This window comes from Pseudomonas sp. 10S5, assembly GCF_035019745.1.
Lineage (GTDB): Bacteria > Pseudomonadota > Gammaproteobacteria > Pseudomonadales > Pseudomonadaceae > Aquipseudomonas.
Genome location: NZ_JASJVL010000016.1, coordinates 86004 through 100007, shown reverse-complemented (window position 1 = coordinate 100007; position 14004 = coordinate 86004). Strand labels below are relative to the sequence as shown.

Sequence of the window (14004 nt, the reverse complement as noted above, 5' to 3'; positions counted from 1 at the left end):
ACCTCCCTGGACGTATCGATGACTGTTGAGACCAATCCAAACCCGCTCCTTGAAACTGTCGAAAGCCAACGCCTATCGGGCGATGATTCTGACCGTTGGCGTGAGTGGGGGCCGTATCTCAGTGACCGTCAGTGGGGTACGGTGCGTGAGGATTACAGCGCTGATGGGGATGCCTGGCGTTACTTCCCACATGATCACGCCCGTAGCCGCGCGTATCGGTGGGGGGAGGATGGGCTCGCGGGCTTTTCTGACAAAGCGCAACGCTGGTGCCTGGGGCTTGCGCTGTGGAACGAGCGTGATCCGATTATAAAGGAGCGGCTGTTCGGTCTGAATAACTCAGAAGGCAATCACGGTGAGGACGTCAAAGAGCTGTATTTCCATGTCGATGGTGTCCCCAGCCACGCCTACATGCGCATGCTTTACAAATACCCGCACTCGGCATTTCCCTACGATGATTTGGTACAAGAAAACGGCCGGCGCGGCCTGAACGATTCGGAGTACGAAGTACTGGATACCGGCGTATTCGATGACAACAATTACTTCGACGTAACCATCGAATACGCCAAGAACACCCCCGACGATATATTCATGCGGATCACCGTGGAAAATCGCTCTGAAAAATCCGCACGCTTGCATGTCCTGCCGCATGTCTGGGCGCGTAATACCTGGAGTTGGGGTGATTCAGCCGAACGCCCTGCCTTGGTTCTGCAAGATCAGCAAGTCCTTGCGAGTTATCCCCAGCAGCCAAATAGAGTCGCTACCGCCTGGGGTCCGCAAACCTGTGAATGGCTGTTCTGTGAAAACGAAACCAACACTCCTCGGTTGAGCGGTGAATGGGCGAGCGGACCATTCAAGGATGGCATCAATGACTGTGTAGTAGACGGAAACGCCAAGGCTGTTCATCGCGATAAAGGAACGCGCGCCGCAGCGCATTTCGTACTCGAACTAAAAGGCCGGGAAACAGAGGTTATTTATCTGCGTTTTGCTCCCTACGATGCGGAGGCAGTAAATGGTAGAAAGCTTGTGGATCTGTGCCGTAAGCAAGCCGACGATTATTACGTAGCGCTGCAGCATAACCAGAAGGACGCTGACGCTCGTAACGTTCAACGCCAAGCATTGGCGGGATTGCTCTGGTCGAAGCAATTGTATTATTTCGACGTGAACCGTTGGCTGAACGGTGACTCAACACAACCGCCGCCACCGCCTGAACGTGCTGGAGTTCGTAACACTCATTGGCGACATCTTTCTAATTTCGACATTGTTTCCATGCCCGATAAATGGGAATACCCGTGGTACGCCTCTTGGGACCTAGCATTCCAGGCGGTAGCGTTTGCGTTGATTGATCCGGTATTTGCCAAGGACCAGCTGTTGCTGTTGGTGAAAGACCGTTTCATGCACCCTAACGGGCAATTGCCGGCCTACGAGTGGCGTTTCGATGACGCTAATCCACCCGTTCACGCCTGGGCGTCATGGCGGGTTTATCAGCAGGAAAAACAGCTGACGGGTGTCGGTGATCTGGATTTTCTCGAGCGAATATTCCACAAGTTGTTGTTGAATTTTTCCTGGTGGGTCAACCGCAAAGACAGCGAAGGCCGCAACGTGTTTCAAGGCGGCTTTCTGGGCCTGGACAATATTGCGCTGTTTGATCGATCTGCGGCCATGGCACCGGGTTACGAGTTGGATCAAGCTGACGGTACCGCATGGGTTGCGGCCTATGCTTTGGACATGATGCGAATTGCCCTGGAGTTGGCGAAACGCAACGCGGTGTATGTCGATATCTCGGTTAAGTTTTTTGAGCATTTTTTGTACATCGCAGGCGCGATCAATCGAGGTGACGACAGTTCGGGTGGTCTTTGGGATGAGCAGGATAAATTTTTCTACGACGTGCTGCACCGCCCCGATGGCAGTATTGAACCGGTAAGGCTTCGCTCGCTGGTTGGATTGATGCCATTGTTTGCAGTTCAAGTGCTGGAGCAACGCGAACATGAGGGCTTGCCGGGGTTGCGGGAGCGGATGCTCGGCTTCCTCCGGCATCGCCCAGACCTTGCTCGATTAATTTCCCGCTGGACTGAACCCGGTAAAGGCAATCGACTTTTACTGGCGCTGTTACGTGGTCAGCGGACTAAAGACCTGCTGTCGCGGATGCTCGACGAAAATGAGTTCTTGTCTGAATTCGGTATTCGTTCGCTATCGAAGGCTTATGCGGAAACGCCATTCGGCATGCAAATAAACGGCAATATGCTGTGCGCTAATTATCAGCCAGCGGAGTCAAACTCACGGCTGTACGGTGGGAACTCGAATTGGAGGGGGCCGGTCTGGATGCCAGTGAATTACATGCTGATCGAATCCCTGCGGGAATTTCATCGCTATTACGACGACAACTTTCTCGTTGAATATCCGACGGGCTCCGGATTTCTCTCATCACTGGACGAAGTCACTGACGGACTTAGCCAGCGCCTGTCTCGTCTGTTTCTGCTCGACGAGAATGGAAGACGCCCGAGCATGGCAGCGTATCCACAGCTGCAGGCGGATCCTGCAAGTCGAGATCTCGTGCTTTTTCACGAATACTTTAATGGTGAAACGGGGCGTGGGCTGGGTGCGTCTCATCAAACCGGTTGGAGTGCTTTGGTTGCGCTGTTGCTGCAAAAATAACCGGATAAAAAAACAAACAAAAATCGAGCCTATAAAAACTTATGCACGGTTTTAGTTCGTTAGTGAACGTAAAAAATAAGTAATTAAATCAAAGAATTAGCGCAGTGTTTCACCAGATTCACAAAATTGGTGCACAGGTTATCCACAAAATCAGACGACTGCATTTTCTCCGCTCACCAAGGGTGCGTTTACCGAACCCATTGCCCGTTGAGTTGATTCATTCCAAGCTTGAACGCGTTCGTTGAGCGCTGCAATGGCTCTAGGACCAGTTCCCTCGGCATACATCGGTTCGCCAATGACGACTTCAATGGTACCGGCCCTCTTGGCCCATCCTTCCTTCGGCCAATACTTACCGGCGTTGTGCGCAATGGGCAGCACGGGAAGATTTGCGTTTACCGCAAGTGCTGTTCCGCCGCGTGAAAACTTACCTACTTGGCCAAACGGAACGCGGGTTCCTTCCGGAAAGATCAGTACCCAGACGCCATCTTTTAGCAGCTCGTCCCCGCGCTTGGCGACGTGCTTAAGCGCCGCTTTAGGGTTGTCGCGGTTGATTGCGATGGGCCGTAACATGGCCATGGCCCATCCAAAAAACGGTACGTACAACAATTCACGCTTGAGTACCTGGCTTAGCGGTTCGAAATGCGCCGAGAGGAAAAAGGTTTCCCATGTGCTTTGGTGATTGGAAAGAATTACGCATGGCTGCTGCGGGACGTTTTCCTGACCCTTTACATCTACATGGATATTGAGAAACACCCTGGTGAGCCACAACGCGCAGCGGCACCAGTACACATTGATGAACCTATAGCGCATGCGGAAGGGTAAAAACGGGGCAATGAAGAAACTCAGCGTGCACCACAGCAGTGAACTGGTGCCCAGCAGCAGGTAAAAGAAGAAGGTTCTGATTGCCTGCATGATCGACATAAGTGCTTTTACCGTTGCGGGCATCGCCCGTCTATTTACGCTGTTGAATAAGGTCCGCGGCAACTGCCGCCAGATCGTCAAAAATCAATGTGCTGGCAGGCAAAGGAGTATTCATCGTCCTCAAACCTTTGCCGGTCTTCACTAACACGGGCTGACAGTCGACGGCTAATGCCGCGTCCAAGTCACCCCTGGTGTCGCCAACAAACCACACACCCGCCAGATTAGCCGAATAATGCCTGGCGATAGTGGTGAGCATGCCCGGTTTTGGCTTGCGGCAATCGCAGCCGTCGTCGGGGCCGTGTGGGCAATACACGATCAAACCCATTTCGCCGCCCTGCTCTGCCACTAATTCACGCAATCGCACGTGCATCGCATCAAGGGTGGCGATGTCGTAAAACCCGCGGGCTATTCCCGACTGGTTGGTGGCGACTGCCACCGTCCAGCCGGCTTTGCTCAATTGCGCGATAGCCTCCATCGAGCCGGGAATGGGCAGCCATTCTTCCACCGATTTGATGTAAGCGTCGGAGTCATAGTTGATCACCCCGTCCCGATCAAGAATCAGCAACTTCACGCCTGTCAGCCCCTTGCGTTAGCCCAGCAACGATATATCGGCGACGCCGAGGAACAAGCCGCGCAAGCGAGCCAGTAATGCATAACGGTTTGCGCGCACGCTGGCGTCTTCTGCATTGACCATTACCGCTTCGAAGAACGCATCAACCGGTTCGCGCAGTGCCGCCAGACGGCCCAAAGCTTCTGTGTACTGACGCGAAGCGGCCATCGGTTGAACAGCTTGGTCGGCTTGTTGAATCGCCGAATACAGCGAGAACTCATTGGCGTTATCGAAGTATTTAGGTTCGACCGCGCTGGAAATCCCGCCCTGCGCTTTGCTCAACAGGTTCGACACACGCTTGTTCACAGCGGCCAGGGCTGCGGCCTCAGGCAATTTGCGGAACGCTTGAACGGCTTGAACCCGCTGATCGAAATCCAGGGCTGACGCTGGTTTCAGTGCGCGTACTGACAGGTACACAGAAACATCAACGCCTTCATCTTCATAACGCGCACGCAGGCGGTCGAAGATGAATTCCAGCACTTGATCGGCTAAGCCAGCTGGTTTGATCTTGCTGCCAAACTGGCTAACGGCAAACGCCACGGTCTGCACCAGATCCAGGTCCAGTTTCTTGTCGATCAGAATCCGCAGCACGCCCAATGCAGCGCGGCGCAGCGCATACGGGTCTTTGCTACCGGTGGGCAGCATGCCAATACCGAAAATTCCGACCAGGGTGTCGAGCTTGTCGGCAATTGCCACTGCTGCACCGGTCAGGGTACTTGGCAGTTCAGCACCGGCGCCGCGCGGCATGTATTGCTCGTTCAAGGCCAGCGCAACGTCTTCAGGCTCGCCGTCTGCCGTGGCGTAGTAATAACCGGCAACGCCTTGCATCTCCGGGAATTCGCCGACCATCTCAGTCGCCAAATCACACTTCGACAGCAGACCTGCACGGCCGGCGCGCAGTGCGTCGCCGCCGATGCGCGAAGCAATGAAAGCTGAAAGCTTCGAAACACGTTCGGCTTTGTCGAACACGCTGCCCAACTGCGCCTGAAAAACGACGTTTTGCAGGCGTTGGTTGAAGGTTTCCAGCTTCTGTTTTTTGTCTTGCTTGAAGAAGAACTCAGCATCAGTGAGGCGCGGGCGAACCACTTTCTCATTACCCGACACGATTTGCGCCGGGTCTTTGCTTTCGATGTTGGCCACGGTAATGAAACGCGGCAGCAACTTACCCTCGGCATCCAACAGGCAGAAATATTTCTGGTTGTCCTGCATGGTGATGATCAAGGCTTCTTGCGGCACTTCAAGGAAGCGCTCTTCGAACGAACACACCAGTGGCACCGGCCATTCGACAAGCCCGGTGACTTCGTCGAGTAGGCTTGGCGGCACGATGGCAGTGCCTTCGTGCTGGGTGGCCAGTTCAGCAACACGCTTGCTGATCAGCTCACGGCGCTCAGTAAAGTCAGCCAATACATAAGCAGCACGCAGGTCTTGCAAGTAATTGGCAGGCGAGGTGATACGCACGTTTTCCGGGTGATGGAAACGGTGACCACGGGAATCGCGACCGGCCTTTTGAGCGAGGATCGTGCAGTCGATCACGTGATCACCGAACAGCATCACCAGCCATTGGGTTGGGCGAACGAATTCTTCCTTGCGTGCACCCCAACGCATGCGTTTCGGAATTGGCAGGTCATTGAGCGAGTCTTCAACGATGGTAGGCAGCAAACTGATCGTGGGTTTGCCAACGATGTTCTGGCTGAAACGCAGTTTTGGCCCGCTCTGATCGATTTCGCTTAGCTCAACACCACACTTCTTGGCGAAGCCCAGTGCGGCTTGGGTTGGATTGCCGTCGGCGTCGAACGCGGCCTGACGTGGCGGCCCGTCCAGATTAACGCTGCGGTCTTCCTGCTGTGTCGCCAGTTGCGTGATCAACACGGCCAGACGACGCGGTGCAGCGTAAACATGTTTGGCGGTGAAACTCAGGCCGGCGGCTTGCAAGCCTTTTTCGATACCGGCCAGGAACGCGTCACCCAGAATGCTCAGGGCTTTTGGAGGCAGTTCTTCGGTGCCCAATTCAACCAGGAAATCTTGAGCACTCATTGTGCAGCCTCCAGCTTAGCCAGCACTTCGTCACGGATACCAGGCGGCGCCATCGGGAAGCCCAGTTTGGCGCGGGCCAGCAAATAAGCCTGGGCAACGGAACGAGCCAGCGTGCGGACGCGCAAAATGTATTGCTGACGTGCGGTGACCGAGATTGCCCGGCGCGCATCCAGCAAGTTGAACGTGTGCGATGCCTTGAGCACCATTTCATAGCTTGGCAATGGCAGCTCAAGCTCGATCAGGCGCGCGGCTTCGCTTTCATAGAAGTCGAACAGCTCAAACAGTTTTTCGACGTTGGCGTGTTCGAAGTTATAGGTCGACTGTTCAACTTCGTTCTGATGGAACACATCGCCATAGGTCACTTTGCCGAACGGGCCGTCGGTCCACACCAGGTCGTAGACTGAGTCGACGCCCTGCAGGTACATCGCCAGGCGCTCAAGGCCGTAAGTGATTTCGCCGGTGACCGGGTAGCACTCAATGCCACCTGCTTGCTGGAAATAAGTGAACTGCGTGACTTCCATACCGTTGAGCCAGACTTCCCAGCCCAGACCCCAGGCACCCAGTGTGGGCGACTCCCAGTTGTCTTCGACGAAACGAATGTCATGCACCAAGGGATCGAGGCCGACGTGCTTCAGGGAGCCGAGGTACAGCTCCTGAAAGTTGTCCGGGTTCGGCTTCAATACCACCTGGAATTGATAGTAGTGCTGCAAGCGGTTCGGGTTTTCGCCATAACGACCGTCGGTAGGACGACGGCTGGGCTGAACATATGCAGCGTTCCAGGTTTCCGGGCCGATGGCGCGCAGAAACGTCGCTGTATGGAATGTGCCGGCGCCGACTTCCATATCGTAGGGCTGAAGTACCACGCAACCTTGCTCGGCCCAGTATTGTTGGAGGGCGAGGATCAAGTCTTGGAAGGTACGCACGGCTGGCGTAGGCTGGCTCACGAAATTCACCTGTACTGGGGCTGCGATTTAAAGAGCGGGAGTATACCCGATTCGGCTGCGGCTCGACCCTTGGAGGCTTATGCCACGCTGCTTTTGGTGCAACGAAGACCCGCTGTATATCGATTATCACGATCAAGAGTGGGGAGTGCCTTTGCGCGATGCGCAGAAGCTCTTCGAGTTGTTATTGCTCGAAGGGTTCCAAGCAGGGCTCTCATGGATCACGATTTTGAAGAAACGCGCTCGTTATCGTGAAGTCATGTTCGGCTTTGACGTGCACAAAATTGCGCAGATGAGCGACGAGTACCTGGAAACACTGATGCTTGAGCCGGGCATCATTCGCAATCGTCTGAAGCTCAACGCCGCGCGGCGCAACGCTCAAGCCTGGTTGGCGCAAGACGACCCAGTGACTTGGTTATGGTCTTTTGTTGGCGGCGAGCCAAAGACCAACCACTTTAAAGACCGCAGCGAAGTCCCGGCAATCACACCGCAAGCGGAGGTGATGAGCAAAGCAATGAAGAAAGCGGGTTTTACCTTCGTCGGGCCGACCATTTGTTACGCTTTCATGCAGTCCTCGGGCATGGTCATGGATCACACCCTGGACTGTGATCGATACGCCGTCCTCGGCCGCTGATGGTTACAATGGTGGCCTTGCGAATTCAGGAGTGATTTGTGGATAAGTTTAAAGGTGCCCTTCTAGTTGGGCTTTTACGGTTATTTGCGTTGCTGCCATGGCGAGTGGTGCAGTGGGTTGGCGCGGCTATTGGTTGGCTGATGTGGAAAACCCCCAATCGCTCACGTGAAATCGTGCGCATCAATCTTTCCAAATGCTTTCCGGAAATGGACTCGGTCGAGCGCGAGCAATTGGTTGGCCGCAGCCTGATGGACATCGGCAAGACGTTGACTGAAAGCGCCTGTGCCTGGATTTGGCCCGCTCAGAAGTCGATTGATCTGGTGCGCGAAGTCGAAGGGCTTGAAGTGTTGGAAGCGGCGTTGGCGTCGGGTAAGGGCGTGGTCGGCATCACTAGCCACTTGGGCAACTGGGAGGTGTTGAACCACTTCTACTGCAACCAGTGCAAACCCATCATTTTTTATCGTCCGCCCAAGCTCAAAGCTGTGGATGACTTGCTGCGCAAACAGCGCGTGCAGTTGGGCAACCGCGTGGCCGCGTCGACCAAGGAAGGGATTCTCAGCGTCATCAAAGAGGTGCGTAAAGGCGGTTCGGTGGGTATTCCGGCTGACCCCGAGCCGGCTGAGTCTGCGGGGATCTTTGTACCGTTCTTTGCTGTTCAGGCGTTAACCAGCAAGTTTGTGCCGAATATGTTGGCTGGCGGTAAAGCAGTCGGCGTGTTCCTCCACGCCATGCGCCTGCCCGATGGTTCCGGCTACAAAGTGGTTCTGGAAGCTGCACCGGAAGCGATGTACAGCACCGACACCGCCACGTCAGTGGCGGCCATGAGCAAAGTCGTCGAGAAGTACGTGCGGGCTTATCCGAGCCAGTACATGTGGACGATGAAGCGCTTCAGAAGGCGCCCGGCTGGGGAAGAGCGCTGGTATTGAAAGACAAGATAACCGCCGGGCCGTGGATCTACAGAAGGATTATTTAATCCGCTGCGATCTTGATCAACTTGGCGTAGTAAAACCCATCGTGACCGCCCTCTTGAGGCAGCAGCTGACGACCATGCGGCTGCTTCAAACCGGGTGGTTGTTGGCCGAGCTGCCCGGCGATGTCCAACTCTCGTGCACTCGATGTCCGGGCAAGAAACGCGTCGACCACTTCAGTGTTTTCCATTGGCAACGTTGAACAGGTGGCGTAGAGCAGGATGCCGCCGACGTCTAGGGTTGGCCACAACGCGTCGAGCAGTTCACCCTGCAGCTTGGCTAGAGCCGGGATGTCGTCGGCCTGACGGGCGAGCTTGATATCTGGGTGGCGGCGAATCACCCCCGTAGCGGAACACGGCGCATCGAGCAGGATACGTTGGAACAGTTTGCCGTCCCACCACTGCTGAGTCTCGCGGGCATCTGCGGCGATCAGTTCGGCGCTTAGGCCTAGACGCTCCAGGTTTTCCTTCACCCGTACCAGACGCTTGGCTTCCAGGTCCACTGCGACCACGCCGGCCGATTGCGGCTGGACTTCAAGCAGGTGACAGGTCTTGCCGCCTGGCGCGCAACAGGCATCAAGTACCCGCTGGCCTGGGGCTAACTCAAGTAGGTCCGCCGCCAGCTGCGCTGCTTCGTCCTGAACACTGATCCAGCCCTCAGCAAAGCCCGGCAAGTTACGCACATCGCATGGCTCGCTCAGCACAATGCCGTCCTGGCTGAACGTGCAGGCGTGAGCGTCTATGCCTGCGCTCTGTAATAGTTGCATGTACGCGTCACGGCTGTGGTGACGGCGATTGACCCGCAAGATCATCGGTGGATGAGCGTTGTTGGCCACGCAGATAGCTTCCCACTGTTCCGGCCAATACGCCTTCAAGGCTTTTTGCAACCAGCGGGGGTGTGCGGTGCGAACCACTGGGTCATGTTCCAGTTCGACAAACAGCGCTTCACTTTCCCGTTGCGCGCGGCGCAGCACGGCGTTGATCAGCGCTTTGGCCCATGGTTTTTTCAGTTTGTCGGCGCAACCCACGGTTTCACCAATGGCGGCGTGCGCCGGAATACGCGTGTAGAGCAATTGATAGAGCCCCACCAGCAACAGCGCTTCAACATCGGCATCAACGCTTTTGAACGGCTTTTGAAGCAGTTTCGCTGCCAGCACAGACAGCCTTGGTTGCCAACGCGCCGTGCCGAAGGCCAGATCCTGGGTTAACCCACGATCACGGGCTTCAACGTTATCCAGTTGTTTTGGCAGCGAGCTATTCAGTGAAGCTTTGCCGCTGAGGACTACGGCGAGTGCTTTTGCGGCGGCGAGACGCGGGTTCATTGTTTAGTCACCACAGCACCGAGGACGGTGCCTTCGGCGAATTTCTCACGACGGCTGTTGAACAGGTCGGCGAAATTTAACGCTTTGCCCCCAGGTAGCTGCAAACGCGTCAGGCGCAAAGCGTTTTGTCCACAGGCCACAATCAGCCCGTCTTTACTGGCCGATAGAATTTCACCTGGTGTGCCCTGCCCTTCGTGGAGGCTGGCGGACAGCACTTTCAGCGACTCACCGTTAAGCGTGCTGTGGCTGATCGGCCATGGATTAAAGGCACGAATCAGTCGTTCAAGCTCGATGGCCGGTCGGCTCCAGTCGATGCGCGCTTCGTCTTTATTTAGTTTGTGGGCGTAGGTTGCCAGTGCATCGTCTTGAACCTCGCCGAGCAACGTCCCATCTGTCAGACCGCTAATGGCCTGAAGCACTGCTAGAGGACCGAGTTTGGCAAGACGGTCATGTAGAGTGCCGCCAGTGTCTTCAGCCGTGATCGGCGTGATGACTTTTAGCAGCATCGGTCCGGTGTCCAAGCCTGCTTCCATACGCATCACCGTCACGCCGCTTTCGGCGTCACCGGCTTCGACTGCGCGCTGAATCGGCGCCGCGCCACGCCAACGTGGCAGCAGCGACGCATGGCTATTGATGCAACCCAAGCGTGGGATATCCAGCACCACTTGCGGCAGGATCAGGCCGTAAGCGACCACTACCAGCAAATCAGGTTTGAGTGAGGCCATTTCGGCCTGAGCCTCGGCGTTGCGCAGCGTCGGCGGTTGTAGAACGACGATGCCGTGTTGCTCCGCGAGCTGTTTGACCGGGCTCGGCATCAGTTTCTGACCACGGCCAGCCGGGCGATCAGGCTGGGTATAAACCGCGATTACCTGATGGGGGCTGTCGAGCAAAGCCTGGAGGTGCTCGGCGGCAAATTCCGGGGTGCCGGCGAAGACGATGCGCAGTGGCTCGGTCATGGTTTTCTCTTAAATAAATGCGGACCCTATAGGGTTAAGTTGGATCAAGCCTGCTTGTGCAGTTTTTCCAACTTCTTTTTGATTCGATCGCGCTTGAGATTTGACAGGTAATCGACAAATAATTTGCCGTTCAAGTGATCGCACTCATGCTGAACGCACACAGCCAGCAACCCTTCGGCAATCAGCTCGAAAGACTTGCCGTCTCGGTCTAAAGCCGTAACCTTTACCTTATTGGGGCGGTCAACGTTTTCATAAAAACCTGGCACCGACAAGCAGCCTTCTTGATATTGCTCCATCTCCTCAGTGAGGATCTGGAACTGCGGGTTAATGAAAACCCGCGGTTCGCTGCGGTCTTCGCTGAGGTCCATGACCACGATGCGTTTATGAACGTTAACTTGGGTGGCCGCCAGCCCAATGCCTGGCGCTTCGTACATGGTTTCAAACATGTCATCGACCAACTGGCGAATGCCGTCGTCGACCACGGCCACCGGCTTGGCGATGGTGCGCAGGCGCGAATCGGGAAATTCAAGGATGTTTAAAATAGCCATATACGTTAGAGCTGCACTTGTAGGGTAAAGTCGAAAGTCGGCGGCCAGGCTTCTGACCAAAGGTCGAAGCTGGCAATCTAGCGAAACCCAAGCCTCTGGGACTCTGACTGTTTCACAGGAAGCCATATGATAAAGGGATTCACCGTATGAGGAAATCACTACTCGCCCTGCTGCTCTTGGCCTGCGCTGGCCTTAGTCAGGCGCAAGTGCAGTTGCGGGACGGTCATCCAGAGAATTACACGGTCGTTAAAGGCGACACGCTTTGGGATATTTCGGGAAAATTTCTGAGTGAACCTTGGAAATGGAAGGAAATCTGGAAGCAAAACCCGCAGATTGCCAACCCCGATTTGATTTATCCCGGCGACAAGCTGACGTTGATCTACGTGGATGGGCAGCCGCGTCTGGTGGTTAACCGCGGTGAGTCACGTGGGACCATCAAGCTGTCGCCACGCGTCCGCACTACGCCGATGGCTGAAGCGATCCCGAGCATACCGCTGGGCGTTATTAACAGTTACTTACTGAGCAACCGTATTGTCGATGATACGTCAGCGTTCATAAACGCCCCTTACATCGTCGCCGGTAACGCAGAAAGTGTCCTCAGCGGTGTGGGCGACCGGGTTTATGCCCGGGGTAATTTCGACTCGAACCATTTGGTATATGGGATTTTCCGTCAAGGTAAGACCTACATCGATCCTGTGACCGGAGCTGTCCTAGGAATTAATGCCGATGACATTGGTAGCGCCGAAGTCGTCGCCCATGAAGGGGACGTCGCAACCCTGATACTGCGGCGCTCCACTCAAGAAGTACGGCTGGCGGATCGCTTGTTTACGAGTGAGGAGCGGCCGATCAATTCGACTTTTTTTCCCAGTTCGCCAGGCACTAAGATTGATGGCTTGATCGTCGATGTACCGCGGGGTGTAACGCAGATTGGTGTGTTTGACGTAGTAACTTTAAACAAAGGCAGACGTGATGGTTTGGTCGAAGGCAACGTGCTGGCGATCTATAAAACGGGTGAACAGGTGCGCGACGACGTGTCCGGCGAACGAATAAAAATCCCGGACGAACGCTCGGGGTTACTTATGATTTTTCGCACTTATGAAAAGCTCAGCTATGGTTTGATACTTCATGCCACGCGTTCCTTGGCGGTCATGGACAAGGTGCGAAACCCGTAGAGCTATGTTTCAGAATAAGAGCGTGTTTTTTCCACAGGGCATGAACTTATCAAATAGTTACTAACAGAGTTATCCACAGGGTGTCCGTGCCAAAGATGAAGCGCAATAGGATCAAGGAAGATCTATGCCATTGTTCGAAACCGCTCTTGTTCCACCCGCTGAACTCGAAGCGCGTCTGCGTATACATCGTCTACCGGAGGTCGGGCCGAAACGCTTTCATCGGCTGATAAGCGCATTTGGCTCGGCTTCGGCGGCGCTCAGTGCGCCGGCCAGCGCGTGGCGGGCTTTGAGAATTCCTAGCGCCTGTGCCGATGCTCGTCGCTGTCCGAACGTACGCGATGGCGCCGGTGTTGCAATGGCCTGGCTTGAGCGTCCCGGCCAGCATTTGTTGATGTGGGACGACCCTCACTACCCTGCGTTACTCGCTGAAATTCCCGACGCTCCGCCGCTGTTGTTCGTGGCCGGTGACGCCGGAATTCTCGAACGGCCCCAAATAGGTATGGTTGGCAGTCGGCGTGCTTCCAAGCCGGGACTGGACACCGCCACTGCGTTTGCCCGAAGTCTGGCTGGCGCGGGTTTTGTCATCACCAGCGGCCTCGCGCTGGGTATTGACGGCGCCGCCCACCAAGGTGCGCTGGACGTTGGCGGGCAGACGATTGGCGTGCTTGGCACAGGCATTGAAAATTTTTATCCACAGCGTCACCGGCAGCTTGCCGCCACCATGTGCGCGCAAGGTGGCGCTGTGATTTCCGAGTTTCCCCTAGACGCCGGGCCACAACCTAGCAACTTTCCCCGACGCAATCGAATCATCAGCGGCTTGTCGGTTGGGGTGTTGGTGGTCGAAGCCAGTGTGCGCAGCGGATCGCTGATAACTGCACGCTTGGCCGCCGAGCAAGGACGTGAGGTGTATGCCATTCCGGGGTCAATTCACCACCCAGGCGCACGCGGTTGTCATCAACTGATTCGTGACGGTGCGGTGCTAGTAGAAACCGTCGAGCACATCATCGAGGCCTTACGCGGCTGGCAAACCGTAGCCAGTGCTATTCCGACGTCCACGGTCGCTACAGCCGAACGAGTACGTCATCCCTTGCTCGACTTATTACATGCCGCGCCGCATACCAGCGAGGCGCTGGCGCTCTCAATCGGCTGGTCATTGCCCGAGGTATTGGCTGCATTGACCGAGCTAGAGCTTGAAGGGCATATAAGTGGTGAGGCCGGGAGATGGTTTGCTCGTGCGTGCTGAGGTT

The 14004-nt window shown here is 55.6% G+C and carries 12 protein-coding genes; 5 read left to right on the top strand and 7 right to left on the bottom strand.

Going from position 1 to position 14004, the window contains the following annotated elements; all coding sequences use genetic code 11:
- Positions 1–18 precede the first annotated feature (18 nt).
- Positions 19–2652 carry an MGH1-like glycoside hydrolase domain-containing protein gene (locus QN378_RS17665; protein ID WP_323550796.1) on the top strand — a complete coding sequence of 878 codons (2634 nt, stop codon included), beginning with the start codon at positions 19–21 and terminating at the stop codon, positions 2650–2652.
- A 150-nt stretch (positions 2653–2802) separates the two neighbouring features.
- Here the strand turns inward: QN378_RS17665 and QN378_RS17660 are convergent, their stop codons facing one another.
- From QN378_RS17660 to glyQ, 4 genes are read right to left on the bottom strand one after another with little or no spacing between them, the layout of a single operon-like run.
- On the bottom strand, positions 2803–3573 hold the full coding sequence (locus QN378_RS17660; protein WP_322206970.1) for a lysophospholipid acyltransferase family protein: 771 nt from the start codon (positions 3571–3573) through the stop codon (positions 2803–2805).
- A gap of 31 nt (positions 3574–3604) precedes the next feature.
- Positions 3605–4144 carry a D-glycero-beta-D-manno-heptose 1,7-bisphosphate 7-phosphatase gene (gmhB, locus tag QN378_RS17655; RefSeq protein WP_322205990.1) on the bottom strand — a complete coding sequence of 180 codons (540 nt, stop codon included), beginning with the start codon at positions 4142–4144 and terminating at the stop codon, positions 3605–3607.
- A gap of 18 nt (positions 4145–4162) precedes the next feature.
- Entirely contained in the window at positions 4163–6217 is a 2055-nt protein-coding gene (glyS, locus tag QN378_RS17650) for a glycine--tRNA ligase subunit beta (RefSeq protein WP_323550795.1), read from the bottom strand.
- The gene (gene glyQ, locus QN378_RS17645) at positions 6214–7161 is read right to left on the bottom strand and encodes a glycine--tRNA ligase subunit alpha (RefSeq protein WP_299828526.1); all 948 of its coding nucleotides are present in this window, start codon (positions 7159–7161) and stop codon (positions 6214–6216) included. Before glyQ ends, glyS begins: the two co-directional genes overlap by 4 nt.
- A gap of 79 nt (positions 7162–7240) precedes the next feature.
- On the opposite strand from glyQ, the gene QN378_RS17640 reads away from it, so the two are divergent.
- The gene (locus QN378_RS17640; RefSeq protein WP_322205988.1) at positions 7241–7792 is read left to right on the top strand and encodes a DNA-3-methyladenine glycosylase I; all 552 of its coding nucleotides are present in this window, start codon (positions 7241–7243) and stop codon (positions 7790–7792) included.
- A 38-nt stretch (positions 7793–7830) separates the two neighbouring features.
- Complete coding sequence (locus tag QN378_RS17635) at positions 7831–8718, top strand: lysophospholipid acyltransferase (protein ID WP_322205987.1); 888 nt, start codon at positions 7831–7833, stop codon at positions 8716–8718.
- Positions 8719–8761: 43 nt separating this feature from the next.
- On the opposite strand, the gene rsmB is transcribed toward QN378_RS17635, so the two are convergent.
- Genes rsmB through def form a run of 3 tightly spaced genes read right to left on the bottom strand, consistent with a single transcriptional unit; the run spans position 8762 to position 11585 of the window.
- Positions 8762–10081, bottom strand: coding sequence for a 16S rRNA (cytosine(967)-C(5))-methyltransferase RsmB (rsmB, locus tag QN378_RS17630; RefSeq protein ID WP_323550794.1), 1320 nt, complete (start codon positions 10079–10081; stop codon positions 8762–8764).
- On the bottom strand, positions 10078–11037 hold the full coding sequence (fmt, locus tag QN378_RS17625) for a methionyl-tRNA formyltransferase (protein ID WP_322205985.1): 960 nt from the start codon (positions 11035–11037) through the stop codon (positions 10078–10080). The genes rsmB and fmt overlap by 4 nt, the downstream gene beginning before the upstream one ends.
- Positions 11038–11081: 44 nt before the next feature.
- On the bottom strand, positions 11082–11585 hold the full coding sequence (gene def, locus QN378_RS17620; RefSeq protein ID WP_322205984.1) for a peptide deformylase: 504 nt from the start codon (positions 11583–11585) through the stop codon (positions 11082–11084).
- 146 nt (positions 11586–11731) lie between these two features.
- Here def and QN378_RS17615 point away from each other — a divergent pair, with 146 nt between their 5' ends.
- Both QN378_RS17615 and dprA read left to right on the top strand, forming a co-directional pair.
- Positions 11732–12757, top strand: coding sequence for a LysM peptidoglycan-binding domain-containing protein (locus tag QN378_RS17615; protein WP_322205983.1), 1026 nt, complete (start codon positions 11732–11734; stop codon positions 12755–12757).
- Positions 12758–12881: 124 nt separating this feature from the next.
- Positions 12882–14000 carry a DNA-processing protein DprA gene (dprA, locus tag QN378_RS17610; RefSeq protein WP_322205982.1) on the top strand — a complete coding sequence of 373 codons (1119 nt, stop codon included), beginning with the start codon at positions 12882–12884 and terminating at the stop codon, positions 13998–14000.
- Positions 14001–14004: the final 4 nt, after the last annotated feature.